Origin of the sequence: Shewanella sp. M-Br, from assembly GCF_036245925.1 — a bacterium.
Taxonomy (GTDB): Bacteria; Pseudomonadota; Gammaproteobacteria; order Enterobacterales; family Shewanellaceae; genus Shewanella; species Shewanella oncorhynchi.
This window is the reverse complement of record NZ_BJBV01000026.1, coordinates 72,157-88,284: the sequence shown is the minus strand read 5'-3', so window position 1 is coordinate 88,284 and position 16,128 is coordinate 72,157. Positions and strand designations below refer to the sequence as shown.

Here is a 16,128-nt window from a genome sequence, read left to right as displayed (position 1 = left end):
CGAATCCCCTAGGGGATACCAATTTTAATCAAGGTTTATCGAAACTTTGGTTAAAGACAATAAGCCACCTCAAGGTGGTTTTTTTGTGTCTGAATTTTGAATATTAAATCGAGATCTCCCCGATTCATTTACGAGTCATACGCTCCGAGTTATTTGCCTAATTTACCCAACAATTCAAACCATCCACATTAAGATAAATAATGCTTCGAGAGGCTTACTTAGTGTGGTGAAGTCATTCTGTTCAATCGTGTGATAAAGATTATCGAAGCGTTTTCCTGCTTAACCTTGCGCTAACCCATGGCCCAAACTCACCTTTCGGATTGTTCAGTGTGTTGGTACTTTGAATGCTGCCACTTTCAATGTTGATAAGTTGAGCCGTTAAGCGCGGTTTATCTCTTGTTTCCAATCGTTCAACGAGTAAAGTTTGAAGTGAACCGTTCACACGGTAGCCATTGTAATAGATGAATCGTGTATTACTGCGGTGAATATGAGCGCGAGTGTAAGAGTGAAGCTTTGTGGAAAGAGGGCAGAATTAGGCGGAAACTTATTTGAGATAAAAAAGGCGACACTCACTGCTGAGTGTCGCCTTTAGTCATCTCACCTTTGGCTTAGTCTACACCTAAGAATCCACCAGTTTGGTGGGCCCATAATTGAGCATAAATACCGCCTGCGGCGATGAGTTCATGGTGTGTGCCTTGCTCAACGACTCGGCCTTGATCTAATACAATTAACCTATCCATCGCGGCAATAGTCGAAAGTCGATGGGCAATCGCGATCACTGTCTTGCCTTGCATTAATTCATACAAACTTTCTTGAATTGCAGCTTCGACTTCGGAATCTAGTGCAGATGTGGCTTCATCAAGCAGTAAAATAGGCGCATTTTTTAATAAAACCCGCGCGATGGCGATACGCTGTCTTTGGCCACCAGAGAGTTTTACGCCGCGTTCACCCACTTGGGCATCTAAGCCATGATTACCGTTAGGATCACTGAGTTCCTGAATAAAGTCATAGGCTTGAGCTTGTTTAATCGCGCGATCAAGTTGCTCTTCACTGGCACTGGGATTGCCGTAAAGAATATTCTCGCGAATGGTGCGGTGCAAGAGGGAGGTATCTTGGGTCACCATGCCAATTTGCGAACGCAGTGAATCTTGCATAACCATCTTGATGTCTTGATCATCGATATTAATCTGACCTTTTTCAACATCGTAGAATCGCATTAGTAGATTCACTAGGGTCGATTTACCTGCGCCAGAACGCCCCACTAAGCCAACTTTTTCACCTGCTTTAATATTCAAATTCAGATCTTCAATCACGCCAGTCTGCTCACCGTAATGGAAACACACTTGGTTGAAATCAATCTTGCCATGATTGACGACCAGCGCCTTGGCGTTTGGCTCATCTTGGATGATCGTTGTTTTCGATAAGGTGTTCATTCCATCGGTAACCGTGCCGATATTTTCGAATAACGAACTGATTTCCCACATTATCCACTGTGACATGCCGTTTAAGCGCAGTGCTAAACTGACCGCAATGGCGATGGCGCCGACCGTGATTGCGCTATCGGTCCATAGGGCTATCGATACTGCTGCAATACTAAAGGCCAACAGATAGTTGATGATTTGCACGCTGACGCTGATGCCCGTCACTAAGCGCATTTGGCGATAAACCGTGTCTAAAAATATCCGCATACTGGATTTGGCGTATTCGGCTTCTTTTTGTGTGTGGGCGAATAGCTTCACTGTGGTGATGTTGGTATAGCTGTCGACGATACGGCCTGTCATGGTTGAGCGCGCATCGGCTTGCTCGGTAGAGACACTTTTTAGTCTAGGCACAAAGTACCATTGCAGACCAACATACAGTGCAAGCCAGACGAGCATAGGTATGACTAAGCGCAGATCAGCGCTGGCAATCATCACCAGCATAGAGGTGAAATACACTAAAATGTATACCAACACATCGAGCAATTTCATCACCGTTTCGCGTACGGCTAAGGATGTTTGCATCACTTTCGTGGCGATTCTGCCAGCAAAATCATCTTGATAAAACGATACACTTTGTTTTAGCAAATAACGGTGTGCAAGCCAGCGGATCGACATAGGATAATTGCCGAGCAAGGTTTGATGCATGATAAGCGCATGCAGTAATACCAATATTGGCATCACAATTATCACCATACCTCCCATCAGCATTAAGGTCGTGCCTTCGTCTTGGAATAACGTTTCGGGATTTTTTTTCACAAGCCAATCAACTAATTGGCCCATGAACCCGAACAGTGACACTTCAAGCATGGCCAGCATGGCGGTCAGCACTGACATTAAGATCAGCGGCAGTTCGTAGCCCTTAGTGTAGTGGCGACAAAAAGCATAAACCCCTGTGGGTGGTTTAGTGGGTTCATCATCGGGTAGGGCTTCAACCCAGGATTCAAATCGTTTAAACATGAATTAACTCTATGGTGAGATAAAAAATAGTCGGCTCTAGCATATACCCAAACAACCTGAAGATGCAGGATTCAGCGGGAATTTAACGCACTTTAGGCAAGGCGGTTATTTGCAGACCTAGTGGACTAAGTTAAAAATAACCAACACGGCATAAAGTGCGTTAAAACCCGCCGGGACGGAGCGTCTAGGACACTCCACTTCCGTGTTGCACCAATTCAAAAGGTGGCCGACATTCTGTCATTGATGCGCCTTGAATTGAAGCACCCTAGACGCTCTGAAACTCGTATCTTCAGGTAGCTTGGGTATATAAGATTTCATGCCCTAAAAGCATTGAAATGATTGAGTTCCGTTTTCCGCTAGTGCTACATGCTAGTTTTACGTAAAGTAATGAACAAGAAATTAATTGTGAGCGAATATTGTCGGGCGTGATGAAAAATGAGTGCAGATAGAGTGTCTAAGAGTGCGATTAAGCGTGATGAAATAGATTCGGTGCATTCACTGGAGTCCAGTGCGGGGCTACTTTCTGCGTCCATTTGCCGTGAGGCGAGGATGAGCCGCGATCCGCGTTTTGATGGTAAGTTTTTTGTGGGCGTATTAACGACAGGCATTTATTGCCGAACTGTGTGTCCCGCCGTCGCGCCAAAAGAGCAAAATGTGCGTTATTTTGATTCGGCCATTAAAGCCGCGCAGGCGGGATTACGCCCATGTTTGCGTTGTCGGCCCGACAGTGCGCCGGGATCGAATCCTTGGAAGGGGACTGGCACAACATTAGCGAGGGCCATTAGTTTAATCGAAGCGGGCGCCTTAGCGGGAAAATCATCGGGAGAGCCAGCTTCGACAGTAACACAATTGGCTGACCGATTAGGGATCAGCAGTCGTTATCTCAATAAGCTCTTTACCGAAGGCTTTGGCACTTCGCCAAAACAATATGCCTTATATCGGCAGTTACTGTTTGCTAAACAATTATTGCACCAAACCCAATTACCTATCACTCAAGTCGCGATGGCGGCGGGTTTCAACAGTATTCGCCGTTTCAATGAGGCGTTTAAGCAAACCTTGCAATTGACGCCGACGCAGTTAAGAAAGAGTGCATTAACCAAAGCGGCAAAGAAGTCCGTGAGTGAGCCATCAACAGGATTAGGTGAGATTGATACTATGGGTGAATTTGTGCCGCACTATGGATTAACCTTGTATCAGTATTATCGGCCGCCATTGGATTGGGCATCACAGCTGGCGTTTTATCGATTACGTGCGGTAACAGGGATGGAATGGTTCACGCCGCAAATCTGTCATCCACAAGTGAGGGATGTCGTTGGCGATGAGGCGTCCGTGGTAGATGAGGCCAAAGCTGGCGATAATGGGCTCGAATATGGTCGTTGTTTTGCCCTAGGTAAGATGCGCGGCACAGTGCACATTATCCATGAGCCTAAGCTAAATCGCTTCAAACTCGCGATAATGTTGACCGAAGACTCTCCTGTTGATGAGCTGCAATTGCTGGTCACTGAAGTGCGACGCATTTTAGATCTCGATGCGGATATGCTGCAGATTGAACAAGGCTTAAGTGCGCTACCAAGTTTAGGATTAACACCGTTTTCGGGATTACGCATTCCCGGTGCAGGCTCCTTATTTGAGGCGGCCTGCCGTGCGATTTTAGGCCAGCAAGTGACTGTAGTGCAGGCGAGTAAGCTACTTAATCAATTAGTTGAAGCCTATGGCGAGCGCTTTAGTCTCAATGGTTGCGAGTATCGTTTATTTCCTACACCCGAGGCCATTCGTGAGGCGAGTCTAACTGAGCTAAAAATGCCCGGCGCTCGTAAGTTAGCCCTCAATGCGCTCGCGGCGTTTATCTGTGATCATCCTGAGGCGAGTGTCGATGATTGGCTCAGCGTTAAGGGCATAGGTCCTTGGACAATCGCGTATGCTAAGCTTCGCGGTTTGGGCGATCCCAATGTGTTTTTGCATACCGATTTGATTGTTAAAAAGCATTTGCTTGCTTTGTATGGCAAGACCCATAGGCTGGATGAAGCCGCTGCGGGTGCAGTCAACTACCCGCAGCTGTGCCAGCAACTGAGTCAAGACATCGCGCCTTGGGGCAGTTATTTAACCTTCCAGCTTTGGCATCAATAACCATCAAGCCGCCTCACATTTAACTGCTAGTTTAAAAAGATGATTTAGCGTTAAGTTAAGAGCCAATTTATAACCAAATTTAGAGCAAACAAAGAGACAGATTATGAAACATGCGATTCGTCAATTGAGCCAAGCACCAAGCATTGCAGAATATCAGCCCTGTGCCGTAGATACTTTTATGAGTCCTGCCGGAATATTGCAGTTAAATGCCAATGCCTATGGGCTGAGTCATTTAACGGTTGTCGGCTCGGATCGCACAGAGATTGCGCTTGCTAAGGTGAGTGAGGATGTCCTCAATCAAGCTAAGGCGCATATTAGTGAAACTCAAGTGCAGCTCGCGCGTTATTTTGCAGGTGAACTGATTGAATTTAATTTAAAGCTCGCACCTAAAGGCACTGAATTTCAGCGTGAAGTTTGGCAAGCTTTGCTCAATGTCGATTATGGTCAGAGCTGCAGCTATGGGCAGATTGCCGAGCAAATTGGTCGGCCTAAGGCGGTGCGCGCCGTGGGCGCTGCCAATGGTGCCAATCCCATTGCGATTATCGTTCCTTGCCATAGAGTGATAGGCAAAAACGGCAAGTTAACGGGTTACGCCTATGGGCTTGCGATGAAACAGCAGTTATTAACGCTGGAAACTGCCAAGCATTGCCTCGATATTTAAGCTAGAATAGCCGCCTATTAAGATATTGGTGAGCAGTTAAACTTTCTATGACTCAGGCTTCTTCCTCTGCGGCAAGCTTTGCCCAACTCGGCATTATTGCACCTCTGCTAAATCGACTAACCGAATTAGCGTATGTTTCGCCCACACCAGTACAGGCGGCGACGATCCCCGCTGTGCTTGCGGGGCGCGATGTGTTAGCCGGTGCTAATACGGGCTCGGGTAAAACGGCAGCCTTTGCCGTGCCGCTGTTGCAACAACTTGTTGACGCAAAAACAGAGGATAAGACAGGCGTTTATGTTCGTTGTTTGGTCTTAGTCCCAACCCGTGAATTAGCACAACAAGTCGCTGACAGCTTTCTGTCCTATGCCTCACATCTCAATGGCAAGCTAAAAATTGTCGCTGCGTTTGGCGGTGTGTCGGTGAATGCGCAAATGCAGAGTCTACGCTCTGGCGCTGACGTCCTAGTTGCAACGCCGGGCCGTTTGTTAGATCTGTTGTCCAGTAATGCCATCAAACTCAATCGTGTCAGCGCCTTAGTGCTAGATGAAGCTGACCGCATGTTAAGCCTTGGTTTTACTGAAGAATTAGCCCAAGTGCTCGACGCTTTGCCTGCCAAGAAACAAACCTTATTATTCTCAGCGACATTCCCTGAAGAGGTCCGTGAGTTAACGGCAAAACTGCTTAATAATCCACTTGAATATCAATTGCAAAGTGAGCAAGAAAGCACGATTCATCAACGGGTGATTACGGTTAATCGTCCGATGAAAACCGCATTATTGGCGCATCTGATTAAAGAACATCAGTGGTCACAGGCGTTGATTTTCGTGAGTGCCAAAAATACCTGTAATCACTTAGCGCAAAAGCTGTCTAAACGTGGGATCAGTGCTGAAGTGTTCCATGGCGATAAAGCTCAGGGCGCGCGTACGCGGGTGCTCGATGGCTTTAAAAATGGTGAGATCAGTGTGTTAATTGCGACCGATATTGCCGCCCGTGGTATCGATATCGATAAACTGCCTGTGGTGATCAACTTTGATTTACCAAGGAGCCCCGCAGATTATATGCATCGTATTGGCCGTAGTGGCCGCGCTGGTGAAGCAGGCTTGGCCGTGACCTTGATTTCCCATGAGGATTATCACCACTTTGGCGTGATAGAGAAAAAGAACAAACTTAAGTTAGTGCGTGAGCAAATTGTCGGTTTTGAAGCCGATGATGAAATGCCAGCCGAACTGTTAGAACAAGCTAAACCTGTCGCCAAGCCTGAAGGTATGGGTAAAAAAAAACGTAAACAGTTACCGCCTGCCAATGCTGAATTTTGGGGTAAAAAATCTTAAGTCGTTGGAAACAAGCTATTCTTAGCTTATCTCTGGCGTTCCTTGTCATCTCACTTGTCGTAGGTAAGGTTTATGCAACACTTATTCTGGTTAGTTGAAGGTAAAGTCGCAGGGCGCAGTGGCCCTAATAAAGATCCTTGGGATTTACAAGCGCTCAAAGAGGCCGGTATTGGTGCCATTCTGTCGGTCAATGGGGGCGAGGGCTGCGAGCCGAGTGCGTTTAAGCAGCTTGATTTACGTTACGAATGTATTCCCTTTTCGCGCAATGTGCCGCCCCAAGATGGGGATGTGGCGATTTGTGTCGCTCAGTTGCCCAAGGCACTCGCTTTTATTCAGCAATGTGAAGCCGATGAGCTGCCTGTAGTGATCCATTGTCGCTCTGGCAAGGATCGCACCAGTCTTATCATGGCCTATTACTTGATGGTCAATGGTGCAGCGCCATTACATGCGGTGAGCCAAGTTCGTAATATTCGCGATATCGCTTTTACTGCCGAAGGTTGGGATCAATTCGCCTTTGATGTCTTGTACGCATTACAAGACTAAGCACTTGTCGGCGATTGGCATCGAACCTATTAATAAATAGGTAATAATAGTTTCATTCGTTTGACCTTAGTCATCAAAATTTTACTGTGTTAAGGTTAAGCTATCCGAAGGTTGTTTTTAGTGAGTTATTTATCTAATTATGAAAAGTAAGGCAAGTCAGTCACAGGGATTACTACTGTTTCGGTTATCACAGACTCAAGTGTTTGCCTTAGGCACGTTGAAAGTGCGTGAGCTGGTGCCGTACACGCAGCTAAGCAAAATTCCCCAATCTCATCCGACGATTCTTGGCGCTTCAACTATTCGTGGCCATACGATTCCTATCATCGATATGGCGGCTGCGATTGGTTATCGGCCGATAGCCCCTGAAGAGCGCGAAAAATGCTACATCATCATCACTGACTGTCAGCGGATGATCATTGGCTTTTTAGTGCGTGGTATCGATAAGATTATTGAATGTAATTGGCGTGATATTGAGGCGCCTTCTGCAAATTTGGGCAAGAATGCTTACTTGACTGGCGTGACTCGTTTTGAGGACCAGTTAGTACAATTGCTCGATGTTGAGTTATTGCTGTCGAAAATTTTCCCGAATAACCCACAGGCAAATCGGGCAATCTTGACCGATGTGCAGCGTGAGAAACTCAAACCCATGAATATCCTGTTAGTGGATGATTCTAAGGTGGCACGTAAGCAGTTATCCGACGCCCTTGATATGATCAACATCCCTTATCGAGTGACCGCCGACGGTAAAGAAGCCTTAGTCATGATGGAACAAGCGGCACTAGAGCATCACCCCATAGATATTCTGGTGAGTGATATTGAGATGCCGGGACTAGATGGTTATGAACTGGCGTTTGAGGTGCGTGATAATCCACTGACCGCCAAGGCCTACATCATTTTACACACGTCTTTATCCAGCGAAATAAGCGTGAGTCAGGCCCACCAAGTGGGGGCAAATGAAGCGCTGACTAAGTTCGATGCCCACGAGTTGATTGATGCCATGTTGCGTGGTGCCGATTTAGCCATGAAGCAGCGCCAATAAGGCGCTTGTTAGTTTTTTGTATGCTTTTTGCGGGACAAGGGTAATTTAGTTAGCTTATTTCCCCGCAAAACTAGACAAGTCTAGTCACATCCTATAAAAACCTTATTGGCCTCATTTCCGAAGGTGCGCGTTGGGGATCTCAACCGAAATATAATAACGACAGGTTAAACCATGAAACAAGAATCATCATTATTAGCTAAGTTGGCTAATGGCAGTCTCGTATTACAAATCTTATTAGGGATTATCGCTGGTGTGGTGTTAGCGAGTTTTTCACCCGATAGCGCAAAAGATATCGCCTTCTTAGGCAGTTTATTCGTTGGAGCACTAAAAGCGATTGCTCCAATACTGGTATTTATCTTAGTAGCATCGTCGATTGCCAATCAAAAGAAAAATACGCAAACCAATATGCGCCCAATTGTGATCCTGTATTTATTGGGTACCTTTGCCGCGGCGTTAACTGCTGTGATTTTAAGCTCTATTTTCCCCACGACTTTAGTTTTGGTTGCTGGTGTGGAAGGTACAAGTCCTCCACAAGGTATTGGTGAAGTGATCCATACCTTATTATTTAAACTGGTTGATAATCCAGTGAATGCGTTAATGACGGGCAACTATATTGGTATTCTTGCTTGGGGTGTGGGCTTAGGTTTAGCCTTACATCATGCTAGCGATTCGACTAAGCAAGTATTTGCCGACATGAGCCACGGCATTTCGCAAATGGTGCATTTCATTATTCGTTTAGCACCTATTGGTATTTTTGGTTTAGTTGCTGCGACGTTTGCTGAAACCGGTTTTGCCGCAATTGCGGGTTATGCGCAGTTATTGGCTGTGTTATTAGGTGCGATGGCTATTATTGCCTTAATCGTTAATCCTTTAATTGTTTACATGAAGATTAAACGTAATCCCTATCCGTTGGTATTTCGTTGTCTGCGTGAAAGTGGCGTGACGGCATTTTTTACCCGCTCGAGTGCGGCGAATATTCCGGTGAATATGGCGCTGTGTGAAAAATTAAATCTGCATGAAGACACTTATTCAGTCTCTATTCCGTTAGGTGCCACCATCAATATGGGCGGCGCGGCGATCACTATTACGGTATTGACCTTAGCTGCAGCGCATACCTTGGGGATTCAAGTCGATTTACTCACCGCATTGTTATTGAGCGTTGTCGCCGCTATTTCGGCTTGCGGCGCCTCGGGTGTGGCGGGTGGTTCATTACTGTTGATCCCACTGGCTTGTAGCTTGTTTGGTATTTCTAATGATGTCGCCATGCAAGTAGTCGCTGTCGGCTTTATTATTGGTGTGGTTCAAGATGCTGCCGAAACCGCATTGAACAGTTCTACTGACGTTATCTTTACCGCTGCCGCTTGTGAAGCCGCTGAGAATAAAGCTAAACTGAGTTAACGAGTGCTGTTATTCGTATTGAAAAGTATTATGGAAGCAGTCACTTAGGTGGCTGCTTTTTTTATGGGAGTCGTTATGATCTTTTTTGATTTTAGAGTGCTAGATGCCGCAAAGCCCTGGTATGGGATAAATGACACTGTGATGGGCGGTTTGTCTCGCAGTAAGATGACGGTGTCACCTTTAGGCTATGGTGAGTTTAGCGGCCATGTGTCGCTGGCAAATGGTGGCGGGTTTGCTTCAGTGCGTTGTGAGTTTCGCCCTATAGATGTCAGTGGGTTTACTGGGATCTATGTCGAACTCGATGGCGACCGACCTAAAGATTATAAAGTGAATTTAAAGGATGTCGACACACCCCAAAGCACGGTTTACCAAGCGCCTATGCCCGCGCCAAGCCATCAAACGTTTGGCGTGAGTGGCGCTAGAGTCTTGAATTGGCAGCGGATAGAAATTCCCTTCAGTGACTTCTTGCCCCAATGTCGGGGTAAACCGATTTCCCGAGTGGCAATAGATTTAAGCCAAGTCTGCAGTCTAGGGTTAGTGATTGGTGCCCAGCAGAGTGGTGATTTTTCTTTGAAAATCAAAGAAATTGGCTACTATTAGCGTTTATAGTTGGTTTCTTATCATGAGTTTTTTGTCCCTAATTACTTGCTATTGATGGTGCGGGCATCTCAAGGCTTCATTTAAGAAAAGAAAAAGGATAAGGCAGAGGCACTTATCCTTATGGTGAACCGATCAAAATGATGAGTTTAGCGAAAGCCGCTGCTTAAGCGCCGACAATCCCTAAGGGTTTGGCCGTTTGCCATGCGCCGCGGGTAAAATCTGGGAAGGTGACTGAATTACTGCGGTCATTGAGTGAATGTTCACTTAAGATATTCACCTCCGACCAAGACGCGCCATCGTACACATCCTGATCTAAGGCCTCGCCATTGCGCAGGCAATAAATCATGCGCCATAACATCACAAAATCCATGCCGCCGTGGCCGCCGTTAATCTCAGCCTCTTTGCCTATGCGTTGCCACAGAGGGTGATCATATTTGTCATACCACTTTTGCATGTCCATATCCCACTCGTGGTAACTTTGACCAAAGCCACCATTTTCGACGGCGATACGATTCGGGAAACCCGCAAACACGCCATTTGTCCCTTGGATTAAATTGTGGCGACTGTAAGGTCTTGGGCTCGTCGTGTCATGCTGCACCATGATGGTCCGGCCCTTAACGGTCTTAATCAGACTGGTATTGATATCCCCATTGATGTACTTGAGCTGATTACGCTCATGATCGGCGGGGAATTCACGTTTAGCATAGAGCGCACGGCCAAGAGCGGGCGAACTCATCGAGGTTAGATAATCAAATCTATCACCGCGGTTGATGTTCATATACTGGGAAACTGGCCCTAAACCGTGGGTCGGGTACAAGTTACCGTTGCGCTTGGTATGCCAATAAGTCCGCCATGAGCCCGTCTTATGGTCTATTTCCCTCATCTGCCAACGTAGCTCGTGGATATAAGCGGCTTCACCGTGGAGCAACTCACCAAACACACCTTGGCGTACCATGTTGAGAACCATAAGTTCTTCACGGCCGTAGTTAACGTTTTCCATCATCATGCAGTTTTTCTGAGTGCGTTCGGCGGTATCCACAATTTGCCAGCATTCCTCTACTGTGAGTGCTAACGGTACTTCGACAAAGGCATGTTTACCGCTTTCCATCGTCTCTATCGCCATAGGTGCGTGCCATTCCCATGGAGTAGAAATGAGCACAATATCAATATCATCGCGGCTTAAGAGATCGTGATAGCTCAGGTCATTACCAGTATAGACAGCCGGTTTTGGCCGATTCTGTTTAACGATATGATCCACGGCTCTGTCCAGCACCGCTGGGTGAGTATCACAAATAGCTTTAAGTTCAACGCCTTCTAAATGACAGAATTGCTCGACATGGCTAAAGCCACGCTCGCCAACACCGATAAAGCCAACTCGAACCACGTCCATTTTGGGTACTATGAGTCCGATAACGGATTTACCCGCTTGCGGTTTAGGGGCGACACTACTGGCGTAGGCGTTGAGGGCAATATTGGCTGTGACGAGTCCGGCGGTAGCTGCGCCCGCTGCTTTAAGAAAGTGACGACGATGAATGTTATGCATAGCGCTTCCTGCTTTATTTTTGTTTTGTAGGGATATTGAAATATCACTTGGTCTTATTTGTGCGGTAATTCACTTATGGGTTATATCAGAAACCCTATTAAAATTGGCAATAAAAGATGTAACAAGCTCCTATAAGTCCATTTGATATATGAAATGCGCACGTTATGGGGTTATGTAAAAATTTTAAAAAAACAATTTCTTGAGTTATTTTTGTTGCGAGTTCATCAATATGATCAAACCAAACTAAAAAACGAAAGTGGGCAATATATGGAGCATATTCATACCAAAGGATTGAGTTCTAGATTTGTAGAAATAACGCTACAGCCCCCTTGTGCTTAACTCTTCAACAAGAGTCGTAGAAACTGGAAGAGATACAATTGTATCTAAATTGCTTGTTTGTGAGTGCTTTCTGTCAATACACGTGCGTGTTATCTCAAACATCTAAATCTAAAAATATTTAAAATTAAACACTTACAGGTTACCATTTTAGGATAATTGGTCTGGAAAACGCGCATGCGTGTCTTTCTGATGGATTCTTGTATATGAAAAGCGGTAGAAAGCTGATAACTTCTAGTTAATACAAATAGTTAAGTGTGTGCGTTTTTATTTTGCTATGGACGCCAACGCTACGCTGCATTGGCGCTTTTTAGCTCAGCATTAGGGCCTTTTATGGGTGCATTTGAATATTCACAAGCCACTCTTCGGATCTTCGGGGATGATTTGATACCTGAAGACGTATCAAATTTACTTGGTGGTACAGCAACTAAAAGTAAAAAGAAAGGTGATGAAGATGTCAGCAAAACCAGTGGAAAAGTGCGAATTGCCAAAACGGGCAGCTGGCATTTTCAGGCTAAAAAGAGAGAGCCAGAATACCTAAACGCGCAGATTGAAGCAATTTTATCCCAGCTAACAAGTGACTTAGCGATATGGGAAAAGCTTTACCAAAGCTACAAAGTTGACATGTTCTGCGGCTTGTTTATGGGCAACTGGAATGATGGTTTGAGCTTGTCACCTGAAATCATGCTGGCACTTGGTCAACGTAGAATTGTTTTAAGTTTAGATGTTTATAGTGGGTCGGACGATTAAGATGGTTGTCGCCCCTAAAAACAAATGTTAAAGCCAGCAAAATTGCTGGCTGCGACTTCAACCCGCAGCACGACTTTGCGTGCTAAATTTGGGCGCTAGGCACTAAAACCTTACTTGTTTTTCATTAATTAAAGGAATAATAAATGACCCACCTAATTACTAAAGTGATGTTAACTGGACTCATAGTGGCATCAACTCATCTTCACGCTGAAAACTATGACTTCAAACCGGGTTTATGGGAAACCACTTGGAAATCCGAAATAGTAGAAATAGACGCACCTCCTGAAATGGAGAAAATGATGCGGAGCATGGCCAAAAGGCCTGATTACACGGAAGCTGAATGCATAAATGACATCGCCTCTGCATTTGATTTAGAGCCTGAAGAAAATGAAGGCGAAGAATGCCAAACCAACAGCAATTGGATCAGTGCTAACAAGATGGTGTTTGAAACATCATGCACTAGCCCTGATGGTGCATCTAAAACAGTGGGTGAAATGCGTTTCAATGGGAAAACGTTCACTTCTAAGCTTGAAGTGACAACCTCTGAAGAGTCAATGAAAATCAAGTCGAAACTCGTTGGCAATGGAAAATATATTGGCGCTTGTGACTAAGTGCCATACAAACTCTTCAACTTGACGCATAACGGTTAGCAAGGATGTTATGAGGGCAGTTAGTAATATAGAGGGGATTTATTGGACTTTTGCTGACATTGCCAGTTGGTCTGTTTGGCTGCCGTTCTCATTTATCGACGTCTATACAGCGCGGTGTTTTTATTCAGCTCGCTAGATAAGTCTTTTAGCTGCCTTTACTTTAGCGATAAGTAAATAGTGATTAAGATCGCGTTTTTATTTTTAGATTGAGCTACACTGCCGATTAATTAGTCAAAGGTATTTATCTTTTATATTTTAAATATTTAGCAAATTTAAATTAACCAAAAAATTACATTTGACGGGCGATTTGAAGTAATTTGCTGCTGTGGGGAGTTAAATGGGTTCTATGCTTAATGTACTACCACAACTGACATTCACTTTAGGTGATTGGGTATTGCATAAGGATATCAGGATGTCTGGGATCGAAAAACGCCGTCGCCTTCATTGGCGGGAGACAGATATGCAAAATCGTGAAATTATAGGTCGTTGGTTAGATGGGCGTCCTTTATTGGGTGACAAAATTACCCTCTATAAAGAAGACGATAAATATTTTTTAGAAACTTGGTTTAGTGATGGCTGCCATAGTTTAGATGAAGTTTATATGACGCAAACTCCTGAGGGCCATAAGCTGGAAGATGTTGGCGGCAATTTCTTTGGTGAATTCTTTATCGTGACATCGTCGCAGCAATTACAATTTTGTAATGAGCAGGGCTGTTATTTCCAAGCAGAAAAATTAGCGGCTGATGTCGATTTTGGTCAAGGTATACGCGTCGCTTAAACGACGACAGTCGAATCCGTAAATAACTAAGGTCGCACGATAGCTAAGAGCTAAGTCGCGACCTTTTGCTTTTATGGAATTGTAGCGAATGGCTTAAGTTATTCAGTAAATGGATGTTTGCTGCTAAAAAACAGCGGTTTACCCGAATAGGGATGGGTCAAACTTAAGCTTTGTGCATGTAAACATAAACGCGGTTTGGCCTTGATAACCTCGGCATCACCGTAAAATTCATCGCCTAAAATTGCATGCCCTAGGGCAAGCATATGTACACGCAATTGATGGGTGCGGCCTGTTTCTGGCGAAAGCTCGACTAAGGTGCTGTTTTCTCGGCGCTCTAACACACGGTAGTGAGTGAGGGCGCTTTTGCCGCCAGTCTCTCCCGCCTGTAGCGTTTTTTGATAGGGCGGATGTTCAGTGTCTGGCACTATCGCGAGGTCAATAATCCCCTGATCTTGCAGCACATGTCCCATCACTTCGGCAATATAGACTTTCTTACTCTGCCTATCTTGAAACTGTGTTTTTAAATGCGACTCCGCTTTTTTATTACGGGCGAACACCATAATGCCCGAGGTCGCGCAGTCGAGCCTATGCACTAAAATTGTTTCTGGATAAAGGGCTTGTAAGCGGGTTAACGCGCAATCGAAGGTGTGAGCCGCTCGACCCGGATTAGACAATAATCCCGAAGGTTTATTGATGATAATCAGATCTCTATCTTTATAGCGTATGTCTAGCCAAGGAACTGCTGGGGGCTGGTAATCAAATATCTGCATCTTGTCCTCATTTTTGCGTGGCCATACTAGCAAAATTTACGCAGGCACACAGCATAATCTCATGCTCGATTATTGCGAGAGGGGTGAGGGCAAATATTCTACAGGCGTCTTACGGCTCCAAATACGGGTATAAGCCATCAGCTGCGGATAAAAAGTGCGGAACGCGGTTTCGATTTCTATCTGCATTTTATTGACGACTTTATGGCCATCTTTAAACAGTGCGGCTTGCGGATGCTGTTTGGCCACTTGTGCTAAGGCTTGTTGTAATCCTTTTTCTGTGGTGTAGCTGCCTAGCCAATCGGCGCTGCGCATTGTGGGCAAGAGTGTAAATAATGCCTCTGGATGGTATGGATCAACGCCTTGCGTGGCGAAAGAATCTAACGCGTCATAGGCCTTACTACTGAATTCATCCAAGGGTTGGTGGTGATATTCTTCCCAATAGTAAGCTAAATAGTGATCGAAACTCACCGCCATGAGTTCTGCTGCTATGCTTCTTAAGGGCGCAGGGAAAGCTTCCATTAATTCAATCGTCAATTCATGGCTGGCGCAGAGGGTATTAATCTCTTGGTTTAGCCATAAGGCTTGGCGTAACTCCATTGGGGCTTGCGCAATTGGCGCTTGAATATAGTTACCTGCTACGTTGGCAGCAAGGTGGGTTTTACTGATGTCGGCGAGATGTAAGTGTGTAAGAAAGTTCATTATTTGTGCTTGGTTAACCACGTCGGTTCACGGTATCATGCACAAGCGCGCTTAGGAAAGCGCCGAAGCTAAAAATGCAGTATTTTTTCACTTTTTATTGATAATGACATTTGATTCGCCGTGAATAATTATGGCTTACTTAAACGTTGATATAGTAATCGATATGGGAAAAGTGAAATAAAATCAATAACCTTTTTTAGGATCATGGATGATGTGGAACTGGTTCACCAAAATGCTTGGTAAAGACGAGCAGCAGAAGCGCAAAAAAGTGCTAATAGAAATCCCCTTTGAACAACACCGTTTCAGCATGGATGACTTTAGTCGCTCGCGGCTAAAATTCGATGCCGATGACAATCTGCCCCAAGATGGCATCAATCCAGTGGAACCCGAGCAAGAAGTGGACACTGGCAATAAGTAATCTTGATCTTATTGGCCTCTAACCATAGACTAGCCGCCGTTCTAAGC

General features: G+C 45.2%; 15 protein-coding genes. 11 read left to right on the top strand and 4 right to left on the bottom strand.

The features are described 5' to 3' along the window. Positions 1 to 608: 608 nt before the first annotated feature. Positions 609 to 2,438 carry an ABC transporter ATP-binding protein gene (locus tag AAA952_RS19275; protein WP_113941006.1) on the bottom strand — a complete coding sequence of 610 codons (1,830 nt, stop codon included), beginning with the start codon at positions 2,436 to 2,438 and terminating at the stop codon, positions 609 to 611. Positions 2,439 to 2,873: 435 nt separating this feature from the next. Between AAA952_RS19275 and AAA952_RS19270 the strand changes: the two genes are divergently transcribed. From AAA952_RS19270 to AAA952_RS19240, 7 genes are all read left to right on the top strand, one after another. Then, a complete protein-coding gene (locus AAA952_RS19270) occupies positions 2,874 to 4,565 on the top strand; it encodes a DNA-3-methyladenine glycosylase 2 family protein (protein WP_338258903.1) in 1,692 nt (563 codons plus the stop codon). A 103-nt stretch (positions 4,566 to 4,668) separates the two neighbouring features. After that, a complete protein-coding gene (locus tag AAA952_RS19265; RefSeq protein ID WP_338258902.1) occupies positions 4,669 to 5,226 on the top strand; it encodes a methylated-DNA--[protein]-cysteine S-methyltransferase in 558 nt (185 codons plus the stop codon). A gap of 47 nt (positions 5,227 to 5,273) precedes the next feature. Beyond that, complete coding sequence (locus tag AAA952_RS19260; RefSeq protein WP_338258900.1) at positions 5,274 to 6,557, top strand: DEAD/DEAH box helicase; 1,284 nt, start codon at positions 5,274 to 5,276, stop codon at positions 6,555 to 6,557. Between the two features lie 72 nt (positions 6,558 to 6,629). Beyond that, entirely contained in the window at positions 6,630 to 7,100 is a 471-nt protein-coding gene (locus AAA952_RS19255) for a phosphatase domain-containing protein (protein ID WP_028761083.1), read from the top strand. Between the two features lie 139 nt (positions 7,101 to 7,239). Then, positions 7,240 to 8,139 (top strand): chemotaxis protein CheV, encoded by a 900-nt coding sequence (locus AAA952_RS19250; RefSeq protein WP_028761082.1) that lies wholly within the window; start codon positions 7,240 to 7,242, stop codon positions 8,137 to 8,139. Between the two features lie 171 nt (positions 8,140 to 8,310). Continuing rightward, the gene (gene sstT / locus AAA952_RS19245; protein ID WP_338258897.1) at positions 8,311 to 9,537 is read left to right on the top strand and encodes a serine/threonine transporter SstT; all 1,227 of its coding nucleotides are present in this window, start codon (positions 8,311 to 8,313) and stop codon (positions 9,535 to 9,537) included. Positions 9,538 to 9,612: 75 nt separating this feature from the next. Beyond that, on the top strand, positions 9,613 to 10,137 hold the full coding sequence (locus AAA952_RS19240; protein ID WP_338258894.1) for a CIA30 family protein: 525 nt from the start codon (positions 9,613 to 9,615) through the stop codon (positions 10,135 to 10,137). 163 nt (positions 10,138 to 10,300) lie between these two features. On the opposite strand, the gene AAA952_RS19235 is transcribed toward AAA952_RS19240, so the two are convergent. Beyond that, positions 10,301 to 11,680: a Gfo/Idh/MocA family oxidoreductase gene (locus AAA952_RS19235; protein ID WP_338258893.1), complete on the bottom strand. Its 1,380-nt coding sequence runs from the start codon at positions 11,678 to 11,680 to the stop codon at positions 10,301 to 10,303. A gap of 669 nt (positions 11,681 to 12,349) precedes the next feature. Here AAA952_RS19235 and AAA952_RS19230 point away from each other — a divergent pair. The 3 genes from AAA952_RS19230 (at position 12,350) to AAA952_RS19220 (ending at position 14,194) form a co-directional block, all read left to right on the top strand. Next, complete coding sequence (locus tag AAA952_RS19230; RefSeq protein WP_113941017.1) at positions 12,350 to 12,766, top strand: DUF4279 domain-containing protein; 417 nt, start codon at positions 12,350 to 12,352, stop codon at positions 12,764 to 12,766. A 143-nt stretch (positions 12,767 to 12,909) separates the two neighbouring features. Continuing rightward, on the top strand, positions 12,910 to 13,377 hold the full coding sequence (locus tag AAA952_RS19225; RefSeq protein ID WP_131523164.1) for a DUF3617 domain-containing protein: 468 nt from the start codon (positions 12,910 to 12,912) through the stop codon (positions 13,375 to 13,377). A gap of 376 nt (positions 13,378 to 13,753) precedes the next feature. After that, positions 13,754 to 14,194, top strand: coding sequence for a hypothetical protein (locus tag AAA952_RS19220; protein ID WP_131523165.1), 441 nt, complete (start codon positions 13,754 to 13,756; stop codon positions 14,192 to 14,194). A gap of 98 nt (positions 14,195 to 14,292) precedes the next feature. Here AAA952_RS19220 and AAA952_RS19215 read toward each other — a convergent pair whose 3' ends face one another. Continuing rightward, entirely contained in the window at positions 14,293 to 14,964 is a 672-nt protein-coding gene (locus AAA952_RS19215; protein WP_028761077.1) for an RluA family pseudouridine synthase, read from the bottom strand. A 69-nt stretch (positions 14,965 to 15,033) separates the two neighbouring features. After that, positions 15,034 to 15,663 (bottom strand): acyl carrier protein phosphodiesterase, encoded by a 630-nt coding sequence (locus AAA952_RS19210; protein ID WP_338258890.1) that lies wholly within the window; start codon positions 15,661 to 15,663, stop codon positions 15,034 to 15,036. Positions 15,664 to 15,871: 208 nt separating this feature from the next. On the opposite strand from AAA952_RS19210, the gene AAA952_RS19205 reads away from it, so the two are divergent. Next, complete coding sequence (locus AAA952_RS19205; protein ID WP_263173796.1) at positions 15,872 to 16,081, top strand: hypothetical protein; 210 nt, start codon at positions 15,872 to 15,874, stop codon at positions 16,079 to 16,081. Positions 16,082 to 16,128: the final 47 nt, after the last annotated feature.

What these genes read in the sequence shown, in the direction of transcription:
- AAA952_RS19225 (WP_131523164.1), top strand. Translation starts at nt 12,910, where the DNA reads ATGACCCACCTAATTACTAAAGTGATGTTAACTGGACTCATAGTGGCA.
- AAA952_RS19255 (WP_028761083.1), top strand. Translation starts at nt 6,630, where the DNA reads ATGCAACACTTATTCTGGTTAGTTGAAGGTAAAGTCGCAGGGCGCAGT.
- AAA952_RS19275 (WP_113941006.1), bottom strand. Translation starts at nt 2,438, where the DNA reads ATGTTTAAACGATTTGAATCCTGGGTTGAAGCCCTACCCGATGATGAA.
- AAA952_RS19215 (WP_028761077.1), bottom strand. Translation starts at nt 14,964, where the DNA reads ATGCAGATATTTGATTACCAGCCCCCAGCAGTTCCTTGGCTAGACATA.
- AAA952_RS19210 (WP_338258890.1), bottom strand. Translation starts at nt 15,663, where the DNA reads ATGAACTTTCTTACACACTTACATCTCGCCGACATCAGTAAAACCCAC.
- AAA952_RS19270 (WP_338258903.1), top strand. Translation starts at nt 2,874, where the DNA reads ATGAGTGCAGATAGAGTGTCTAAGAGTGCGATTAAGCGTGATGAAATA.
- AAA952_RS19260 (WP_338258900.1), top strand. Translation starts at nt 5,274, where the DNA reads ATGACTCAGGCTTCTTCCTCTGCGGCAAGCTTTGCCCAACTCGGCATT.
- AAA952_RS19205 (WP_263173796.1), top strand. Translation starts at nt 15,872, where the DNA reads ATGATGTGGAACTGGTTCACCAAAATGCTTGGTAAAGACGAGCAGCAG.
- AAA952_RS19235 (WP_338258893.1), bottom strand. Translation starts at nt 11,680, where the DNA reads ATGCATAACATTCATCGTCGTCACTTTCTTAAAGCAGCGGGCGCAGCT.
- AAA952_RS19240 (WP_338258894.1), top strand. Translation starts at nt 9,613, where the DNA reads ATGATCTTTTTTGATTTTAGAGTGCTAGATGCCGCAAAGCCCTGGTAT.
- AAA952_RS19265 (WP_338258902.1), top strand. Translation starts at nt 4,669, where the DNA reads ATGAAACATGCGATTCGTCAATTGAGCCAAGCACCAAGCATTGCAGAA.
- AAA952_RS19230 (WP_113941017.1), top strand. Translation starts at nt 12,350, where the DNA reads ATGGGTGCATTTGAATATTCACAAGCCACTCTTCGGATCTTCGGGGAT.
- AAA952_RS19220 (WP_131523165.1), top strand. Translation starts at nt 13,754, where the DNA reads ATGGGTTCTATGCTTAATGTACTACCACAACTGACATTCACTTTAGGT.
- AAA952_RS19250 (WP_028761082.1), top strand. Translation starts at nt 7,240, where the DNA reads ATGAAAAGTAAGGCAAGTCAGTCACAGGGATTACTACTGTTTCGGTTA.
- sstT (WP_338258897.1), top strand. Translation starts at nt 8,311, where the DNA reads ATGAAACAAGAATCATCATTATTAGCTAAGTTGGCTAATGGCAGTCTC.